The following is a 15,952-nucleotide window of genomic DNA, read 5'->3' as shown; positions in this document are numbered from 1 at the left end:
CATCGGAACACGCCAATGGGCACATGGGTCATGATCACCGCGACTTGGTATAAGGTTAGGCATAAACGCGGCGCGCCCCGGCGCGCGATCTAGCGCCCGGGGGGAAATGGAGAAGGCCAGATGTTCGAAAGAGCGCCGACACGCTGACACGCCTGGCCGATGTAGGACAGCCCTTTCCGGGCCGCGTTTACCGGTTGGCGATCCGCGCGGGCGGGCGTTTGCCGAGTTCGATCAGCAAGCGCGTCAGCAGATACAGGCGCGGGGTCAGCGTCTGCAGGTCGAGATATTCGTCCTCGGTATGCGCGCCGCCGCCGACCGGGCCGAGCCCATCGAGTGCGGGCACGCCCTTGGCATGGGCGAGCGCCGATTCGGATGCGCCGCCATTGCCGCCGTTCGCCGTGACGCCGCCGATCCGCGCGTAGATCTTCTTCGCCGTTGCCGCGAGCGCGTCGGTCGCCGGGTTGAGCGGCAGCGGCGGGAAGGCGACTTCGCGCATCACCGTGACCTTGGTATCGGGTACGATCGTGTTGGTCGCGTTGCGGCGCATCAGGGCCTCGACCTCCTCGGCCTGCTTGGTTTCGCGTACGCGGACGCTGAAGGTGGCCGAGGCGTCCTCCGGGATGATGTTGTTGCGCGATCCGGCGCTCATCAGCGTCAGGTTCGAGGTGAGGCCGTCGCCCTTGTTGGGGAGCGTACTGGCAAGCTCGATCTGGTGGATCAGCTCGACCGCCGCGTTGCGGCCCATTTGCGGGGCGACACCGGCGTGCGACGGGTGCCCCTTCACGTCGATGCGAAACACGTTGCTGCCCTTGCGCCAGACGGTGAGCAGATCGGGCACGTCACCGGGTTCGAGGTTCAATTCGACATCGGCGTCGGCGAGCAGCCGGTCGATCAGCGCGCGCGTGCCGGGCGAGCCGCGCTCCTCCGAGGTTTCGATCAAGAAGGTGATTTGCGCGAAATCGGTCTGCTTTTGCGTCTTCAGCAAACGCAGCGCGGTGATCCCCTCGACCACGCCGCCTTTCTCGTCGATCACGCCGGGGCCGTAGGCGCGGTTGCCTTCGATCCGGAACGGCCGCTTGGTGACGGTGCCGGGGCCGAACACGGTGTCGGTGTGCGCGATCATCAGGATGCGGCCTTTGCCTGTACCCTTCAGGGTGGCGACGACATTGTCGGGGAGGGTAGGGAGCTCGGCCGGAAGCAACTCGACGCTCATGCCGATCGCGCGCAGTTCGGCGGCGACCCGTTCGGACGCCTTCTGCCCGCCGACCTTGTCGCCGGTGCCCGAATCGATGTTGACCAGGGTTTCGAGCAGCTTGAGCTGGTCGGCGCGGACGGCTTGCGCGGCCGTGAGAACCGGGTCGGCGGGGGCGGCGAGGGCGGGGGAAGCGGCTAGAAGCGCCACCAGCAAGGCTGCGGTCGAAGCGGGGCGCATGGGCGATCTCCAAATGGGTTGCCGCGCAGAGAGGCGGTCGCGCACCGATCTGTCAAGCCGACGCCCGCCCTTTGCCGCGCGCAAGCGATCCGCTAAGGCACCGGCTCGCTTTACACGACCGGACAACCCATGACCCTTTACACCCGTTTCGCCGCGCATCTCGATGCGGCGCTCGATGCGCTGGTTGCCGCAGGCGATTTGCCCGCCGATCTCAACCGCGCGAACATCACGGTCGAGCCGCCGCGCGACGTGACGCACGGCGATCTGGCGACCAATGCGGCGATGGTGCTGGCCAAGCCTGCGGGCGCGAATCCACGCGCGCTGGCGGAGAAGATTGCGGCGCGTCTGGAGACGCTCGACGAGGTGGCGAGCGTGTCGGTGGCGGGGCCGGGGTTCATCAATCTGTTCCTGACCGACGACACCTGGCGCGCCGAACTGTCGGCGATCCGCGACGAAGGTGACGCTTATGGGCGTTCGGCGCGCGGCGCGGGCACGACGGTCAATGTCGAATATGTCTCGGCCAATCCGACCGGCCCGATGCATATGGGGCATTGTCGTGGTGCCGTCGTTGGCGATGCACTGGCGAGCTTGCTCGAGTTTTCGGGCCACAAGGTGATCCGCGAGTACTACGTCAACGACGCCGGCGGGCAAGTCGATGTGCTCGCGCGCTCGGTGCATCTGCGCTACCGCGAGGCGCTCGGCGCGACAGTCGAAATTCCCGAGGGCCTGTATCCGGGCGATTATCTCGTGCCGGTCGGGCAGGCGCTCGCCGCCGAGTTTGGCGACACATACGCCGATGCCCCCGAGAGCGACTGGCTGGTGCTGTTCCGCACCCGTGCGGTCGCGGCGATGCTGGTACTCATCAAGGACGATCTCGCGCTGCTCGGCATCCATCACGACCTGTTCTCGTCCGAGGCGGAGTTGCAGGCGGCGGGCAAGCCCGAGGCGGCCGAGCATGATCTGCGCGCGCGCGGCCTCATCTATGACGGGCTGCTCGAAGCGCCCAAGGGGCAGGAACTCGAGGATTGGGAGCCGGTCGTGCTGCCGCTGTTCCGCTCGACCCAGTTCGGCGATGACCAGGATCGGCCGATCAAGAAATCGAACGGGCAATGGACCTATTTCGGGGCCGACCTCGCCTACCATTATCAGAAGGCGCAAACGGCGGACGCGCTGATCGACATTTGGGGCGCGGATCATGCTGGGACGGTCAAGCGGATCGTCGCGGCGGTGGCGGCGCTGACCGGGGGCAAGACGCGCTTCGACGTCAAGCTGGTGCAGATGGTGCGGCTGATGCGCAATGGCGAGCCGATCAAGATGTCGAAGCGCGCGGGCAATTTCGTCACCCTCGCCGATGTCGTGCGCGAAGTCGGCAAGGATGTCGTGCGCTTCACGATGCTGACGCGCAAGGCCGACGCGCAAATGGATTTCGATTTCGCCAAGGTGGTCGAGGCGTCGAAGGACAATCCGGTGTTCTACGTCAATTACGCGCACGCGCGCGTCGCGTCGCTGCACCGGCGCGCGGCGGAGGCGGGAATCGTCTGTGACGTGGTCGACCTGTCCCAGCTTGATACGGAGGATCTGGCGCTGGTGAAGCTGGCCGCGCAGTTCCCGCGCATCGTCGATACCGCGGCGGCCGCCCGCGAGCCGCACCGAATTGCGTTCTATCTCTATGACTTGGCAGCGTCACTCCACGCGCTGTGGAACGTCGGGAATGATCGACCCGAACGGCGTTTTCTGCTACCCGACAACCCGGCGCTTACGGGCGCGCGGCTGTTCTTGGCGGATGCGCTCGCGCAGATTATCCGCAATGGTTTGGGCATTATGGGCGTCCAGGCGGTCCAGGAGATGAACTGATGGCGACGGGGGAATATGAAATGCGCGATGAAGATCGCCTTCCGTGGCTGGAAACGGTCGAGGACGATTATGATGACGGCCCGTCGGTCCTGCGGATCGTACTGCTCGTCGTGCTTGCCCTCGCGATCGTCGCGGGGGCGATCTTCGGCTACCAATATTATAAGAAGCATCAGGGCGTGGACGGCAATGGCGCGCTGATCACGGCGCAGGACGGTGATTACAAGGTCAAGCCCGATGATCCCGGCGGCCTGAAGGTCGAAGGCGAGGGCGACACTGCGATCGCGACCAGCGACGGTGCCGGGATGAGCAACGCGGCGATCGACCTGAAAGCGGCGCCCGAAGCACCGATCGCAGGCAAGAAGGTTGAACCGACCAAGGTCGACGCAGGCACCAGCAAGGTTGTTGCGGCGATTCCGTCGACGGCGGCGGCTGCATCGGGCGGGGCGGTGGTGCAGTTGGGATCGTTCGGCAGCGAGCGCGAGGCCGATGCCAGCTGGGCGACGCTTTCGAAGACATACGCGTATCTCGCGCCGATGGGGAAATCGGTGCAGGCGGCGCAGGTGAATGGCCAGACGGTATACCGGCTGCGCGTCAATGCCGGTGGTGCGGGTGCGGCGACGAGCCTGTGCGCGAAGCTGGCGGCGGCCGGGCAAGCGTGCTTCGTTCCGCGGAGCTGATGACGAAACGCTTCCCCTCCCTGGAAGGGAGGGGCTAGGGGTGGGGTGCTCTCAACAAGCCTGAAGCTTGCGGGAACGAACCCACCCCCAACCCCTCCCTTGCAGGGAGGGGAGGAAAGTTAGCATGAAGCCCGTCATTTTCGGCCTGTCCGGCCCGATCCTCGCTCCTGAAGAAACCGCGTTCTTCGCCGCGGTGGAACCGGCTGGCTACATCCTGTTCAAGCGCAATATCGAGAACCGCGCGCAAGTCCGCGCGCTGACCGACAGCTTGCGCGCGCTGTCGGGGCGTGATGATGTGCCGATCCTGATCGACCAGGAGGGCGGGCGCGTCGCGCGGATGGGGCCGCCCGAATGGCCGGCTTTTCCGGCGGGGCCGGCGTTCGACGCGCTGTACGAGCTGGCACCGATGTCGGCGATCGAGGCGGTACGTGCCAATGCCGAGGCGATCGCCTTGATGCTGAGCGAGGTCGGGATCAACGTCGATTGTTTACCCTTGCTCGACGTGGCGCAACCCGACACGACCGAGGCGATTTCGACGCGGGCGCTCGGGTCGGAGCCGCTGCGCGTGGCGGCGATGGGTCGTGCGATCCTTGACGGGTTACGGCGTGGCGGCGTGGTCGGCGTGGTCAAGCACATGCCGGGGCATGGGCGGGCGAAGGTCGATACGCATTATTATTTGCCGACGGTGACCGCGTCCGACGCCGAACTCGCGATCGACCTGCGCCCGTTCGCGAGCCTCAAGGACGCGCCGATGGGGATGACCTCGCACATCGTGTTCGAGGCGTGGGACAAGGATCGGCCCGCGACGCTGTCGCCAGTGGTGATCGAGCAGATCATCCGCCAGCGGATCGGCTTTGACGGGCTGTTGATGACCGATGACATCGACATGAAGGCGCTGAGCGGCACCGCGGGCGACAAAGCGGCGGGCGCGATTGCAGCGGGGTGCGATCTGGTGCTCGATTGTTGGGCGCGGATGGACGAGATGGCGGACATTGCCGACCGGCTGGGCGAAATGTCGGCGGCGTCGCGCGCGCGGCTGGAGCGGGCGATGGCGACGGTGGCAGGCGTGCTGCCGAGCGGGGATTTGGCGGCGTTGATCGAGAAGCGGGATCAGTTGCTGGGGCTCGTCTAAATCCTCCCTCGCGAAGCGGGGGAGGGGGACCATTTTGCTTCTTCAGCAAAATGGTGGAGGGGGCTGGGCTGGGCGAAACAACTGCTGTTGCTCCCCCCCTCCCCCGGTTCCCGGGGGAGGATTTAAATGGCGCTCCCCTGCGCTGGGAGGATTTGCTAGCGTTGTCTTATGAATGATCCCGAAACCCTCACGATCGATCTCGACGGCTGGGAAGGCCCGCTCGATGTGCTGCTGACGCTGGCGCGGAGCCAGAAGGTCGATCTCAAGGCGATCTCGATCCTCGCGCTGGTCGACCAATATCTGCAGTTCGTCGAGCAGGCGCGCGCAATCAAGCTCGAGCTGGCGGCGGATTATCTCGTGATGGCGGCGTGGCTGGCCTATCTCAAATCGGGCCTACTGCTGCCACGCGACCCCGAGATCGAGCCGAGCCCCGAGGAGTTGGCATTGCGGCTGCAACTCCGGCTCGAACGGCTGAACGCGATGCGCGAGGCGGGGGCGCGGCTGATCGCGCGCGACCGCGTCGGGCGCGACGTGTTCTCGCGCGGCGCGCCGGAGGGGCTGCGGACGCAGCGCAAGGCGGTGTGGCAGGCCGAAATCTACGATCTGATCGCGGCGTACGGCGTCATCACCGCGCGCACGCGGCCGGTGATGCACGTCGTCGCGCAGCGGGCAGTGATGACGCTGGAGGCGGCGCTGGAGCGCGTGTCACGCTTGCTGGGCGTGACGGTGGAGTGGGCGGTGATCGAGCATTTCCTGCCCGAGTCAGCAACCGGCGCGTTTCGCAAATCGGCGCTCGCGTCGAGTTTCGTCGCCGCGCTCGAACTCGCGCGACAAGGCAAGGTCGAGCTGCGGCAAAAATCGCCCTTCGCGCCGCTCTATCTGCGCGCGCCGGCATGAACCCGCCCGACGACATCACCCGCGCGGTTGAAGCGGTGCTGTTTGCCGCGACCGAGCCGATGACGGCCGAGGCGATTCGCACGCATCTGAATGGGGCGGAGGTGCGTGCGGCGCTGGCGGCGTTGCAGGCCGATTATGCCGGGCGCGGGATCGAGCTGGTCAAGCGCGGCGACCACTGGCATTTCCAGACCGCCGCCGACATGGCGCATTTGCTGCGGCGCGACCATGAGGAAGCGCGCAAGCTGAGCCGCGCCGGGATCGAGACGCTGGCGATCATCGCCTATCACGAACCTGCGACTCGCGCCGAGATCGAGGCAATTCGCGGCGTCGGCATCTCTAGAGGCACGCTGGACGTATTGATGGAAGCCGGGTGGATCCGCCCCGCCGGACGGCGCGAGGTGCCGGGGCGACCGTTGCTCTATGCGACGACGCCCGCGTTCCTTGCGCATTTCGGGTTGGCCAGCCGGCGCGACTTGCCGGGGATCGACGATTTGCGGGCGGCAGGGCTGCTCGATCCGGTCGATCTCGCCTTCGCGCGGACCGATTGGGATGCCGATGCGACGGAAGATGGCGACGCGGAGGTGGAAGTTTCCGACGGGACGCACTAGATGCAGAACATATCAGGAGATTGATCATGGGTGGTTTTAGTCTCGTACACTGGCTGATCTTCGGCGGGATCGCGATCCTCGTCCTGGGTGGCGGCCGGTTTTCGAACATGATGGGCGATGTCGCCAAGGGCATCAAATCCTTCAAGAAGGGCATGGCCGAGGACGACGAGCCGAAACGCGAGCCGAGCCGGATCGACGCCAAGGCAGCGGCTGAGCCGGTGTTCGACCGCGACGGCAACCGCATCCGCGACCACGAAATCTGAGTCCGGCCAAGGGACAGCCATGTTCGACGTCGCATCCTCCGAGGTGATCCTGCTCGGGGTCGTGGCCCTGCTTGTCATCCCGCCGAAGGACTTGCCCAAGGCGATGCGCGTGGCCGGGCATTGGATCGGCAAGGTGCGCGGCGTCGCCAACCAGTTCCGATCGGGCTTCGACACGATGCTGCGCGAATCCGAATTGCAGGAGATGGAAAAGAAATGGGCGGCGGAAAACGCGCGGATCATGCGCGAACATCCGCCTGAACCGGTGCAGATGTTGCCGATGGCAGGCCCGCCTGGCGAAGCGCATGAGGCCGAGGATGCACCAGCGATCCTGGTCGAGCAGCCTGTCGTGACGTCGCCTGAAACGGCCGATGCCGATCAGCCCAAACCCGCAACCGGTACGCACTCGTGAACGCACCGGTGGACGACCTTGATGCCAGCCGCGCCCCGTTGCTCGATCACCTGGTCGAGCTGCGCAAGCGGTTGTTTTTTTGCATCGTGTCGGTGTTCATCACCTTGATCGGCACCTATTTTTATTCGCGCGAGATTTTCACGGTGCTGGTCCACCCGCTGCTCGAGGCGGGGCAGAAGCGGATCGTGACGATTGGCGTGTTCGACGGTTTCTTCGTGCAGTTGAAGGTCGCTTTGTTTGCGGCATTGATGATTTCGTTTCCGATCATCGCCAACCAGCTTTGGGGCTTTGTATCACCCGGCCTGTACCGCAAGGAAAAGCGCGCGCTGCTGCCGTTTCTCTTCGCGACACCGGTCTTGTTCACGATCGGCGCGCTGATGGCGTATTTCGTGGCGATTCCGTCGGCGCTGAAATTCTTCCTGAGCTTTCAGGGGAGCCTTGGCGGGGTCGAGCAAGAGGCGCTGACCTCGGTCGCGAGCTATCTCGATTTCGTGATGCAATTCCTGTTCGCGTTCGGCATCGCCTTCCTTCTGCCGATCCTGCTGATGCTGGTCGAGCGTGCCGGGCTGGTGTCACGCAAGCAGCTCGTCGCGGGACGGCGCTACGCGATCGTCGGGTGTTTCGCGGTTGCACTGGTGCTGGCGCCGCCCGATGCGGGATCGATGATCATGCTCGCGGTCCCGTTGGTCGCGCTTTATGAGCTCGCGCTGATCGCGATCTGGTTCACCGAGCGCAAGCGCGTGAAGGACGAATCGACCGATCTGATCGAAAGCTGATCGCAAAAAAGCCGCCCCGGCGACCCGGAGCGGCTCTTTTCGTTATCCCAATTCCGGCAGCTTATTTCGCGCCGTCGGCCGACTTGGCGACGGTATCACCGGCCGACCGCACATCCTTGCCAACGCCTTCTACGGTATTGCAGGCGGCGATCAGCAGGGTTGCGGCGGCGAGGACGACGGTCGTGATCTTACGCATGGCATAGCTCCTGAGAGAGGCGCGCAGATCGAGGTCGATCGCACTGCCTGTCCAATGCGCGAACACCCGCTTCGTTCCGCGTGGCGGAACGTCGGGCCTTTGACGCTGCCACGTCCTCACATCTGATCGAAAATTGGACCCGGACGCACCATCGGGGGGGGAGGATAGTGCGACCGGGCCCATGTTCTGGATAGCGAGAGCGGGGGGGCATAAATTCGCTATCCAAAGTATCAAACGGTCTTCGCAGCGTCCAGTTCCAGCAAAAATGCGACTTCCGACAACTTTTTTTAAAAAATTTTGTACTTCAATCGCATCCGGTGACAGCAACGGAGATTTCGTAGGCGCCGACCAGCGGATCATAATGGAGTTTCGACCGCAACTGTCGCGACAACCCCTCGATGACGCGACCATAGCGTTCCGCAACCAGCGTGCGCATCCGGTCGTCATCGATCAGCGCCGATGAATTGACTCGCAAGATAGCGCGCGCGACGCTCTCGTCCGGCCCGACCGAAATGCGGACCTGCGCGGTCGGGCTGACGGTCATCGCCAGTTCGACGATTTCGGTGAGGAGAAACGCGATGGCGATCGCGACGTCCTGATTGACCAGATACGGCAAGACGTCGAGCGCGATGCCGATCGGCGCACCATCGGGTGCGGTCGCGCGCAGGTTCGAGGCGAGTTCGCCCAGCACCGAGCGCAGCGATAGCCCGCGATTTTCCTCGAGTTCGGCAAAATGGTTGCGATGGACGACCGCAAGCGCATCGACGCGCCGCTGGATCGACGCATAGGCGTTGGTCGCTTCGACGCTGCGCGCGGCGCGGGCGTGAAAGTTGATCAGGCTCGATATGACCTGAAGGTTGTTCTTCACACGGTGATGGACTTCACGGGTCAATTTGGTCTGGCGGACCAGCCCGTCTGCCAACCCCGCCTCGTGCGCGGCAACGGTGCGGCTGATCGCGCGGAACGTCTCGCCGAGATCGCGAATTTCCATCGCGGGCAGCGTTCGCACGGTGCCGGGATCGACTTCTTCGCCCGGCACGAAATGCGCGACGCTGGTGCGCAGTTGCCGCAGCGGGCGGATCAACAGGCGATCGACGACGAACCAGGCAATTCCGGCAGCGGCCGCCCACATGATGATCGGCAGCATCAGCGCGACCAGCATGGGAGAGGTGATCGGAACACTGCGGACTCGCGTCATCAGCATGATATCGCCGACGCCGATCGCCATACCGAGCGCCGCACGGCGTTCGAGCGGACCGCCGGACGGAAGTTCATTAAGCGACAGGACATCCTGGTCGAGCGCGAGCCGCGCTTCATAGGGCGGCGCATAGCCGCTCGGCTTCGCGGTTGCGGCGAGCACGGTCGCGGGGAAGAAGGCCGCGGCGCGTGTCCGGCCGGTCGTGCTCGTAGTTGCGAGCGTCAAGCCGCGCCCGGGGTGCAGCCGCGCCGCGATCGGGGCATCGGCGCTCGATTCTGCGGGCCAGGCGGCGACGGGAAGCTGTTGTCCACAGATGATGCGGCCACGCGAATCGGTAATGGAAAAGCGCGTGCCGGCGGCAGCCTGGGGCGCGAAGACACCTTGTGCGCGGGCGCAACTGGGCGCGTCGGCGGGGTCTGCTTCGAGCGCGTTGAGCGCCACGCGGAGTGCGGTCATGTCGCCGACGAGCTCGATCGCCAGTTTGCGTGCGCTTTCGGTGGCGGTGACGCGCATCTGCGCGCGCATTGCATCATCGGCCATCGCAGCCGTCTGCAACGTGGCAAAAAAGGCAATAATCGCAAGCGGTAACAGCGCCGCGCTCAGGATAAGAAAAACTTTGGCACCGGTTGGAATGCTGCCGAACCGGTCGGATAGCGCACGTGCGGCGGGCGGATCACCAACCATTTCAGTCATGCGACGATCAGTCCAGCTTGCCGAGCAGGTCCAGCATTTCCGGTGGAATCGCTTCCTCGACGGTGCGTTGATACACCGTGCGCAGCGCCGCGCCCATGTCGCGGTCCTTGCCTTGAGCCTTCGTGCCGGTGCCGACGGTACGTGCCGTGCCCGGCTTTTTCGAAGAATCGTCGCCCGAACGCAATGCCGTCCCCCTGGATACCCGGACATGCCGGATAGAGTTCATGTGCCACCGTAACAACCGCCATCTTGGCAGGGATGCGAAGAGATTGCACCGGTCGCGATTAGGGCATGAAACCAAATAGCGCTTTGATTGTTCCATGTCCGACGCGAAATAAAGTTCCAGCGGTTGCCGGGCGACAAACGCGTTGCATAAGCGGGGGGCCGCTTCCACAAGGTCCCTCAATTCATTTCCAAGGGAGACCCCGACAGTCATGTCGCTAGGACAGCAACTTGCCCCCCATCTTCCGTTCCTGCGCCGCTATGGCCGCGCCCTGACCGGGAGCCAGACGCATGGCGACCGCTATGTACGTGCCACGCTCGAAGCAATCGTTGCAGCACCGGAGGAATTCCCGCGCGCCGTCGATCCGCGCTTGGGTCTGTATCGCACCTTCCACGTGATCTGGAACTCGACGAACTATGACGAGACGCCGGAAAACATGGGCGCTACCGACGGCGATGGGCAGGAGGCGATTGCCCGTGCCCGGCTCGCGCGGATGACGCCGCTGTCGCGTCAGGCCTTGTTGTTGACGGCGATGGAAGGGTTCACGCCCGAGGATGCCGGCTATCTGATCGACGTCGATGTCGCCGAGGTCGAAGCCCTCGTCGCCGAGGCGTTGACCGAGATCGAGAAGCAGACGCGCGCCCGCGTGCTGATTATCGAGGATGAGCCGATCATCGCGATGGATATTGAAACGATCGTCCGCGACCTGGGCCATGAAGTGACCGGCGTTGCAGTGACACGCGACGAAGCAGTTGCGTTGGCAATGGAGGATCGTCCGGGTCTGGTGCTTGCCGACATTCAACTCGCTGATGACAGTTCGGGGATCGATGCGGTCAAGGATATCCTTGCCAAGTTCGAAGTGCCGGTGATCTTCATCACCGCTTTCCCCGAGCGTCTGCTGACGGGCGAGCGCCCCGAGCCGACCTTCCTGATCACCAAGCCGTTTCAGCGCTCCACCGTCAAGGCGGCAATCGCGCAGGCCTTGTTCTTCAACCAGGCGACCGTTCCCGCCGCCTGAGGGAACCCATTCGCTCCCCCGGGGGTTGGGGTTCCATACGATACGGAACCACAACGACACCGTTACACCCGGGGGATATATGGCGGACGAAGAACGCATCGAAGTTACGGCTCAGGAAGCGCGCGCCGGGGAAACACCGCATGTGACGCGCTACGTCCTCGGCATTTCGCTGGCGCTGGTCGTGGTGATCTTCGCCGCATTGCTGATCTTTTTCCAACGTTGAACGCTGACATCGTCGGCATGCTGGATTTGACCGTCCTCCATCCCCATTTCCCGTATGCATTTTTGCGAGACCCGATTTGATGAGCGACGCACTCGATCACGATGAAGACGATGTTGCGCCCGAGGTTGTCGAGCATGTTTCGCTCTCCGATCCCGAGTTCAAGACGCAATTGGCGCAAGTGATCCCGCATCTGCGCGCGTTCGGTCGCTCGCTATCGGGGAATCGTGATCTCGCCGATGATCTGGTGCAGGAAACGCTGATGAAGGCATGGGCGGCGCGGCTGCGGTTCCAGGCTGGCACGAACATGCGTGCCTGGACCTTCATCATCCTGCGCAATCTGTATCTCAGCCAGATGCGCCGCGCGCGCTTCAAGGGCGAGTGGGATGATCTGGTCGCCGACCGGATTTTGGCCGCGCCCGCCAGCCAGGACAAGCACGTCGAATTGGGCGACATGCAACGCGCGCTGCTGCAGTTGCCACAGCCGCAGCGCGAGGCGCTGATCCTGGTCGGTGCCGGTGGTTTTGCCTATGAAGAGGCCGCTGAAATCTGCGGTGTCGCGGTGGGCACGATCAAGAGCCGCGTTGCGCGCGGTCGTGTTGCGCTGGAAGCCGTGATGAGCGATAACACGCTTGCCTCGCGCCGGACGCACAGCAATGCGCCGGGCATGTCGGCGCTCGACACGATCATGGGCGAGGTCGATGAGCTGAGCCGCAATCGTGGGTAATCAGCGCGTGATGGGGATAGCGTCGATCGCGTCGAGCTGAGAAATCAGGTCGGAGAATTGCTCGCAAGCAGCCAGTTCGGTTGCGTAGGCAGCGCGTAGCGTGCCCGACAAGATATCGGCAATCTGCGGCGCCACGACAACATAGTCGCCGGTGCGGCGAGTCTGGTCAAAAAGGGCGGTGCGCATTGACATAAAGCCCCAACGGCCGAAGACGCTGTTTGTTGCTTAAGTATTGTCCCGCATTGGCCGAAAGCCGTAGCGTCTTGTGAAAAACACGGCTTACGATCAGGATGTTGCCGACGCTGCGGTGCGCGCGCGACGCTATTCCCCCTTTCTGGCGCTGTTGCTCGATCGCGAACCCGCGCTGGCGGCGGACTTTGCGGCCGGCGTACTGCCCGCACTTTCCGCGCTGGTCTCGGGGGAGCCCGATGCCCCCGCGCCGCAACGCCTGCGGCTTGCCCGGCGGCGGCTCGCGCTGCGCGTCGCGATCGGCGATCTGGCTGGGCGCGACAATCTGACCACCGTTACGCACGCCCTGTCGGATTTCGCCGACCATGCGCTCGACACCGCGATCCGCACGGCGATCGCGGAGCGGACGCCGGGCGCGGAGCCGCGCGGGTTCACCGCGATCGCGCTGGGCAAGCAAGGCAGCCGCGAGCTCAATTATTCCTCCGATATCGACCCGATCCTGCTGTTCGACCCCGCCACCCTCCCATGCCGCCCGCGCGAAGCGCCCGAAGACGCGGCGGTGCGGATCGCCCGGCGCGTCGTCGAGATCCTGCAGGCCCGCGATGGTGATGGCTATGTGCTGCGCGTCGATCTGCGCTTGCGCCCCTCGCCCGAAGTCACGCCGATTGCGCTGTCGGTCGATGCAGCGATCTCTTATTATGAATCGCTGGCTTTGCCGTGGGAGCGTGCCGCCTTCATTCGCGCGCGCGCGGCAGCGGGGGATGTGGCGCTCGGCGAAAGCTTCCTGGCGGCGGTGGCACCGTTCGTATGGCGCCGCGCGCTCGATTTCGGCGCGATCGGCGAAATTCGCGGCATTTCGCGGCGGATCCGCGATCATTATTTGCAAGGGCAGGCGTTCGGTCCCGGTTTCGACCTCAAACGCGGGCGCGGCGGGATCCGGGAAGTCGAGTTTTTCACGCAAATCCACCAATTGATCCATGGCGGCCGCGATCCGGCGCTGCGTGTACCCGATACGCGCAACGCGCTGGCCGCGCTGTCGGCGGCGGGCTGGGTCGATCCACAAGAGGCGGCGGCGTTGCGCGCCGCGTACACGCTGTACCGCACGATCGAGCACCGCGTGCAGATGATCGAGGATCGCCAGACACATACCCTGCCAAGCGGCGCTGCGCTCGATGCCGTTGCACAGCTCCACGGCGTGGCGGATGGCGCTGCATTGCTCGATCTGCTGCGCCCGCATGTCGTGGCGACCGCACGCAGCTATGACGCGCTCGACCCGGACGAGGGCGATGCGCTGTCGTTCGATGCCGATCACCTTGCGGGGCAACTGGCCGCAGCCGGGTTCGATGCAACCGAGGTTGCGGCGCAGCGGATCGCGCAGTGGCGCGGCGGGGCCTATCCGGCGCTGCGCAGTGCCGCCGCGCGCGCAGCGCTGGAGGCGGTGCTGCCGGGCCTGATTGCCGCGCTCGGCAGCTCCCCCGATCCGCAAGGGGCGATCGTTCGGCTCGACCGGATGCTCGCGCGGCTGTCGAGTGCGGTCAATTTCTTCCGCCTGATCGAAGCGCGCCCGGCGCTCGGACGCTTGCTCGGGCTAATCCTGAGCCACGCGGAGACGCTTGCCGAGGATCTGGCGCGGCGGCCCGAACTGTTCGACGGGCTGATCGATGCGACCGCGCTCGATCCGGTCGGCGATGTCGGGGCGCTTGCGGCCGAGATGACCAGCCGCGCGGATTATCAGGCGCAACTCGATTATGTCCGCCGCGTGGTGGGCGAGAAGCGGTTTGCGCTCGGCACGCAAATCATCGCCGGCGCGGCCGATCCGCTCGACGTGTCGGCCGGCTATGCGCGCGTCGCGGAAGCGGCGATTTGGGTGCTGGCCGAGGCGACGATCGCCGAATTCGCCGCCGCGCATGGCCGGGTGCCGGACAGCGAACTGATCATCCTCGCGCTCGGTCGGATGGGCGGTGGCGCGCTGACCCACGCCTCCGACCTCGATCTGATCTATCTGTTCACCGGCGATTATGGGGCGGAGTCCGACGGGCGCAAGCCGCTCGGCGCGGTGCTCTATTATAACCGGCTGGCGCAGCGGATCAGCGCGGCGCTGTCGGTACCGACTGCATCGGGACCGCTCTACGAAATCGACACGCGTTTGCGGCCGTCGGGTACGCAGGGGCCGCTATGCGTCTCGCTCGACGGGTTCGCGCGCTATCAGCGCGAAAGCGCTTGGACGTGGGAGCATATGGCGCTGGCGCGGGGGCGGCCGGTTTATGGGTCGGCGGAGGCGCGGAGGGCGGTTGCGGCGGTGATCGACGCCGTGCTGCGGGGCGACCGACCGACGCGCGATATAATCGCCGAGGCGACCGCGATGCGGGCGGAGATGGCGGTGCACAAGCCGCCGGTTGGTCCGCTCGATGCGAAATTGCTGCCGGGCGGCTTGGTCGATCTCGAATTCGCGGTCCACATGGTCCAGCTCGAAAATGGGCAGGGGCTCGATCCCAATTTGCGCGTCGCGATCGCGGCGTTGATCGCCGCCGGGAAGGCGCCGCCGGAGCTGGCGGGCGCGTATGACTTGCTCGCGCGGCTGCTTGTCACGCTGCGACTGGTTGCGCCCGATGCCCATGTGCCCGGTGTCGCGACGCAGGATTTGATCGCGCGCGCGCTCGGCATGGCCGATTGGCCGACAGTGGTTGCGTCGCTCGATGCGATTCGGCAGGACGTTTCGCGGTGGCTGGCACTGGTAGAAGGGATCGCGGCATGAAGATCATCGACGAAGGTGCAGCGTTGCCCGCGATCGACCTCGCCACGCCCGACGGCGGGCGGATCAGCCTCGGCGATTATGCCGGCAAGCCATTCGTGCTGTATTTCTATCCCAAGGATGACACCTCGGGCTGTACGCGCGAAGCCCAGGATTTCAGCCGCTTATTGCCCGAATTTCGCGCACTCGGGGCCGATGTGCTGGGCGTATCGCGCGACACGCCGATCAAGCATCAGAAATTCATCGACAAATATGATCTGACCGTACCGCTTGCCACCGACGACACCGATGCGGCGATGCAGGCGTTCGGTGTGTGGGTCGAAAAGAAGCTTTACGGAAAAACCTATATGGGGATCGACCGCGCGACCTTCCTGTTCGATGCAAACGGGGTTCTGGTGCGGAGCTGGCGCAAGGCGCGCGTGCCGGGTCATGTGGTTGATGTGCTGGAGGCGGTGCGCGCGCTCGCTTGAGCGAAACGGGTCCGTTTCCGAGGAATTTTCCGAATCAGCGCAGCGGTTAATGCGCCGTTCAACGACTCGCCGTGCCGATCAGCCGCTTCAACGCGCCGCGCCGCACAAGGGCTTGCCCGCCCGTTACAATATCCCGCACACACTGTTCGTCCGGATGCAGGGGGCTGCATGCGGGCGATAGAGGGGCGGGCGCTGGCATTATCCGGCAATCGCATAAA

The 15,952-nt window shown here is 64.9% G+C and carries 18 protein-coding genes; 13 read left to right on the top strand and 5 right to left on the bottom strand.

Annotated features, from left to right (window positions below):
• Positions 1-187 precede the first annotated feature (187 nt).
• Entirely contained in the window at positions 188-1,432 is a 1,245-nt protein-coding gene (locus tag ABWP09_RS00435; protein WP_353203194.1) for a glutamate carboxypeptidase, read from the bottom strand.
• 129 nt (positions 1,433-1,561) lie between these two features.
• Between ABWP09_RS00435 and argS the strand changes: the two genes are divergently transcribed.
• From argS to tatC, 8 genes are all read left to right on the top strand, one after another.
• Positions 1,562-3,286, top strand: coding sequence for an arginine--tRNA ligase (gene argS, locus ABWP09_RS00430; RefSeq protein WP_353203193.1), 1,725 nt, complete (start codon positions 1,562-1,564; stop codon positions 3,284-3,286).
• A complete protein-coding gene (locus ABWP09_RS00425; protein WP_353203192.1) occupies positions 3,286-3,963 on the top strand; it encodes an SPOR domain-containing protein in 678 nt (225 codons plus the stop codon). The genes argS and ABWP09_RS00425 overlap by 1 nt, the downstream gene beginning before the upstream one ends.
• 124 nt (positions 3,964-4,087) lie before the next feature.
• Positions 4,088-5,095: a glycoside hydrolase family 3 N-terminal domain-containing protein gene (locus tag ABWP09_RS00420; protein ID WP_353203191.1), complete on the top strand. Its 1,008-nt coding sequence runs from the start codon at positions 4,088-4,090 to the stop codon at positions 5,093-5,095.
• 168 nt (positions 5,096-5,263) lie between these two features.
• Complete coding sequence (locus tag ABWP09_RS00415; protein ID WP_353203190.1) at positions 5,264-5,992, top strand: segregation and condensation protein A; 729 nt, start codon at positions 5,264-5,266, stop codon at positions 5,990-5,992.
• A complete protein-coding gene (gene scpB / locus ABWP09_RS00410) occupies positions 5,989-6,600 on the top strand; it encodes an SMC-Scp complex subunit ScpB (RefSeq protein ID WP_353203189.1) in 612 nt (203 codons plus the stop codon). The genes ABWP09_RS00415 and scpB overlap by 4 nt, the downstream gene beginning before the upstream one ends.
• A 26-nt stretch (positions 6,601-6,626) precedes the next feature.
• Positions 6,627-6,863 (top strand): twin-arginine translocase TatA/TatE family subunit, encoded by a 237-nt coding sequence (locus tag ABWP09_RS00405; RefSeq protein ID WP_353203188.1) that lies wholly within the window; start codon positions 6,627-6,629, stop codon positions 6,861-6,863.
• Between the two features lie 19 nt (positions 6,864-6,882).
• Positions 6,883-7,272: a Sec-independent protein translocase protein TatB gene (gene tatB, locus ABWP09_RS00400; protein WP_353203187.1), complete on the top strand. Its 390-nt coding sequence runs from the start codon at positions 6,883-6,885 to the stop codon at positions 7,270-7,272.
• The gene (gene tatC, locus ABWP09_RS00395; protein WP_353203186.1) at positions 7,269-8,048 is read left to right on the top strand and encodes a twin-arginine translocase subunit TatC; all 780 of its coding nucleotides are present in this window, start codon (positions 7,269-7,271) and stop codon (positions 8,046-8,048) included. The genes tatB and tatC overlap by 4 nt, the downstream gene beginning before the upstream one ends.
• Before the next feature lie 61 nt (positions 8,049-8,109).
• Here tatC and ABWP09_RS00390 read toward each other — a convergent pair whose 3' ends face one another.
• The 3 genes from ABWP09_RS00390 to ABWP09_RS00380 form a co-directional block, all read right to left on the bottom strand.
• A complete protein-coding gene (locus tag ABWP09_RS00390) occupies positions 8,110-8,244 on the bottom strand; it encodes an entericidin A/B family lipoprotein (protein WP_353203185.1) in 135 nt (44 codons plus the stop codon).
• Positions 8,245-8,548: 304 nt separating this feature from the next.
• Positions 8,549-10,135, bottom strand: coding sequence for a sensor histidine kinase (locus tag ABWP09_RS00385; protein ID WP_353203184.1), 1,587 nt, complete (start codon positions 10,133-10,135; stop codon positions 8,549-8,551).
• A gap of 7 nt (positions 10,136-10,142) precedes the next feature.
• A complete protein-coding gene (locus tag ABWP09_RS00380) occupies positions 10,143-10,319 on the bottom strand; it encodes a NepR family anti-sigma factor (protein ID WP_353203183.1) in 177 nt (58 codons plus the stop codon).
• A gap of 250 nt (positions 10,320-10,569) precedes the next feature.
• On the opposite strand from ABWP09_RS00380, the gene ABWP09_RS00375 reads away from it, so the two are divergent.
• The 3 genes from ABWP09_RS00375 to ABWP09_RS00365 all read left to right on the top strand — a co-directional run bounded on the left by ABWP09_RS00375 (position 10,570) and on the right by ABWP09_RS00365 (position 12,323).
• Complete coding sequence (locus ABWP09_RS00375; protein WP_353203182.1) at positions 10,570-11,376, top strand: response regulator; 807 nt, start codon at positions 10,570-10,572, stop codon at positions 11,374-11,376.
• 79 nt (positions 11,377-11,455) lie between these two features.
• A complete protein-coding gene (locus ABWP09_RS00370; RefSeq protein WP_353203181.1) occupies positions 11,456-11,599 on the top strand; it encodes a hypothetical protein in 144 nt (47 codons plus the stop codon).
• Positions 11,600-11,678: 79 nt separating this feature from the next.
• Entirely contained in the window at positions 11,679-12,323 is a 645-nt protein-coding gene (locus ABWP09_RS00365) for a sigma-70 family RNA polymerase sigma factor (RefSeq protein WP_353203180.1), read from the top strand.
• On the opposite strand, the gene ABWP09_RS00360 is transcribed toward ABWP09_RS00365, so the two are convergent.
• Entirely contained in the window at positions 12,324-12,509 is a 186-nt protein-coding gene (locus ABWP09_RS00360) for a hypothetical protein (RefSeq protein WP_353203179.1), read from the bottom strand. It abuts the gene before it with no gap.
• Positions 12,510-12,588: 79 nt separating this feature from the next.
• Here ABWP09_RS00360 and ABWP09_RS00355 point away from each other — a divergent pair, with 79 nt between their 5' ends.
• Together ABWP09_RS00355 and ABWP09_RS00350 are read left to right on the top strand one after the other, a co-directional pair.
• Complete coding sequence (locus ABWP09_RS00355; protein ID WP_353203178.1) at positions 12,589-15,267, top strand: [protein-PII] uridylyltransferase family protein; 2,679 nt, start codon at positions 12,589-12,591, stop codon at positions 15,265-15,267.
• The gene (locus ABWP09_RS00350; protein WP_353203177.1) at positions 15,264-15,734 is read left to right on the top strand and encodes a peroxiredoxin; all 471 of its coding nucleotides are present in this window, start codon (positions 15,264-15,266) and stop codon (positions 15,732-15,734) included. Before ABWP09_RS00355 ends, ABWP09_RS00350 begins: the two co-directional genes overlap by 4 nt.
• The last annotated feature ends 218 nt before the right edge of the window (positions 15,735-15,952 follow it).

Source organism: Sphingomonas sp. (assembly GCF_040398505.1).
GTDB lineage: Bacteria > Pseudomonadota > Alphaproteobacteria > Sphingomonadales > Sphingomonadaceae > Sphingomonas.
This window is presented reverse-complemented; position numbering and strand designations above follow the sequence as displayed.